The sequence below is a fragment of the Arsenophonus sp. ENCA genome (assembly GCF_002287155.1).
GTDB classification, from domain to species: Bacteria; Pseudomonadota; Gammaproteobacteria; order Enterobacterales; family Enterobacteriaceae; genus Arsenophonus; species Arsenophonus nilaparvatae.
The window spans coordinates 1-2,561 of sequence record NZ_NHNG01000802.1 but is presented as its reverse complement, the minus strand read 5'-3'; the positions used below and the strand labels follow the sequence as shown (position 1 = coordinate 2,561).

At 34.1% G+C, this 2,561-nt stretch carries 2 protein-coding genes; one reads left to right on the top strand and one right to left on the bottom strand.

Going from position 1 to position 2,561, the window contains the following annotated elements:
- Positions 1-160: 160 nt before the first annotated feature.
- Complete coding sequence (locus tag CBG25_RS20845) at positions 161-1,087, bottom strand: hypothetical protein (RefSeq protein ID WP_290608978.1); 927 nt, start codon at positions 1,085-1,087, stop codon at positions 161-163.
- 882 nt (positions 1,088-1,969) lie between these two features.
- Between CBG25_RS20845 and CBG25_RS21610 the strand changes: the two genes are divergently transcribed.
- On the top strand, positions 1,970-2,356 hold the full coding sequence (locus tag CBG25_RS21610) for a pyrimidine dimer DNA glycosylase/endonuclease V (RefSeq protein WP_366212826.1): 387 nt from the start codon (positions 1,970-1,972) through the stop codon (positions 2,354-2,356).
- The last annotated feature ends 205 nt before the right edge of the window (positions 2,357-2,561 follow it).

Below are 2,561 nucleotides of genomic sequence, written 5' to 3'. Positions count from 1 at the left end.
TACAGGTTTCGATCTTGACCAGCGGGTCACCCAACTTGTCGATCGTCTGTTGGTGATACTGGTTTGCAAAGAGGTCATTCTTAATGGCGCTGCGTTTCTTCATGGTGGTTAGCTCAGTAGACCAGCTTCCGATAACTTTATCAGCAAAATCAAACTCGGCTTAGGTTTTTCGAGGTGCCCTATTATTGGTGGAAGTTGTACTTGCGCTATTGTTAGTAATAGCTTCAGCATTATTGGCTGGGTCAGCAATTGTAAGAGCGCGGTTAGTTACAGAATTTGCCAAATTAAGACCTTGATTAGTAGTGGAATTAACAAGTTCTGAACTGGCATTGGTGGTGTTAGCAGCCATATTTATACCATGATTAACAGTATCTTTAACCGCATCTATCGCTGTTTGTGAAATAGTTTTGTTTGAATCAAAAGTCTCGCTGAGCGCTGTGTCCGCTGCCTGAAATGTCGTATCGAGAATACGATTAGCCGTATTTAAGCTACCGTCAGCGGTATCCCTCACCACTCCTAAGGTCTTATCTATCGTCTTATTGGCAGAATTTAACCCCGCGTCAATGGCTTTGATAGCCACGGTTAACCCTTGAGGACGTGAGTTATTTCCATATTTTATTTGTGAAACTTTAGAGGAAAATGCGGTTGTTTTATCAAGAACATCACTGGCTGATTTTAAACCGCCACTAGCCGCAGCACCAACCATATCAAGCGTTTTATTAGTGATATTTGCGGCTATTTCTAGCCCTCTTTGTGTAGTGTTATGGGCCAAATTCAAACCGCTTTCGGGCGTTGTTTGATTAGCACTTAAACCTGTTGTAGCAACATTGTCTATAAGCCGAGAGCCATTATTAACAATTGACTGACTGAGCTGATTGGCAGCGGTATTTGCTTTTTGAACTGTGTCATAACTTGTATTTATTGCATTATTGGCGACATTTGAACCAGTTTGAAGAACTGGGTTTACAAGATGCTCATTGTTGTTAGGCGTTGGGTTTCTTTGTGAGCTAACGTCAGCTATACTAGCGGTAGAATTAAGTCCGATTAGTATTGTGATAATAGTAGATGTTTTTAATGATGATTTCATAGTTTATACCCTCGAGAATGAAAATCATTATCAAGTATAGCCTTTTTTTAACGATTAATTAACATTTGGCTGTTTTTATAAAATTAATCTGTATCTCACCATTAAAATTAAGTGATTATTTTTTTACTAATATGGTTAATAATAATTAACAAAATGAGACTGGCAATAAATGAAACAATTAATGGTCAAGTCAATCATTTAATATAATATTATGTTTATTACCTTCAACATCATGTGTTAAACAATGGCGTTTGCCATCTTCAACTCCAACGACAATTTTCTCGCAAGCATATATGGCAGTAGGACTGGTCATCGCATGGCAAATATTAACTAGATTAAATTTTAAAATGGATATAATAGTCAAAATTTTAAATAAATACTTCATGGTTATTTTTAGCTGATATAAAACCAAAATTTTAAATTAACCAAATGATATTACAATATATTTTATGAAATAATGATCTATTTATTTATTGAGTTATCTTATTAGAATTTTATATCATTTTTTACTATATATGATTGTCAAAATACTTAAAGTTTATCTAATTTAAATCGCATAGTGAGTATTCTATAATGCAAAATATGATAATGTCTTTGGCTGATAAAAAACATGGCTAATTTTGAAGTAGCTAACGTGTACAAGGTTGATGTTTAAGCTGTAAAACTGTTTGCGATAGCTGGAGTTGATTTATTGCAGCAAATAATTTCGCCACAATACAGCTTAATGATAAATCCTCCCATGACAAAAGATACACCTACAGAATCAGGTAATTTATTGATTATGCATAGTAAAAATATAAGATAAAATAATTTTTAATATAAATTTAGTAAATAGCGATATAATAAGATTTTTAACATAAAAATTTTGATTATTAGCTAATTATGACGAGAATAAATGTAATCCCGCCCAGTGAATTATGCGATCAGCACTTATTAGCTGAACATAGAGAATTAACTCGTATACCAAATTATATTGTTAAAAAAGAAGGCAATGTTACTTTGTCTACGTTAACTTCATATACTTTAGGAAAGGGACATGTCATATTTTTTAGGGATAAATTGCTATTTTTGCATTTGCGATATACATCACTAAATCAGGAATGTCTTAAGCGAGGATTTTCTGTTATCAATAAATGGCCTGAAGAGGTGAAAAACTATTCTCATTTATGGAAAAATTATCAAATTACTGAGTTAGACATTATGATCAATAAGGCTCGGATAGATGAAAGAATGCCATTAAAACCACGATTCACGCCTTATAAAAAATGATATTATTAATAAAATATTGAATTAGGGGCACCTCGAAAAACCTAAGCCGAGTTTGATTTTGCTGATAAAGTTATCGGAAGCTGGTCTACTGAGCTAACCACCATGAAGAAACGCAGCGCCATTAAGAATGACCTCTTTGCAAACCAGTATCACCAACAGACGATCGACAAGTTGGGTGACCCGCTGGTCAAGATCGAAACCTGTA

Bases quoted from the DNA above. Each gene is read 5' to 3' on its own strand.
- CBG25_RS20845 (WP_290608978.1), bottom strand. From the start codon at position 1,087: ATGAAATCATCATTAAAAACATCTACTATTATCACAATACTAATCGGA.
- CBG25_RS21610 (WP_366212826.1), top strand. From the start codon at position 1,970: ATGACGAGAATAAATGTAATCCCGCCCAGTGAATTATGCGATCAGCAC.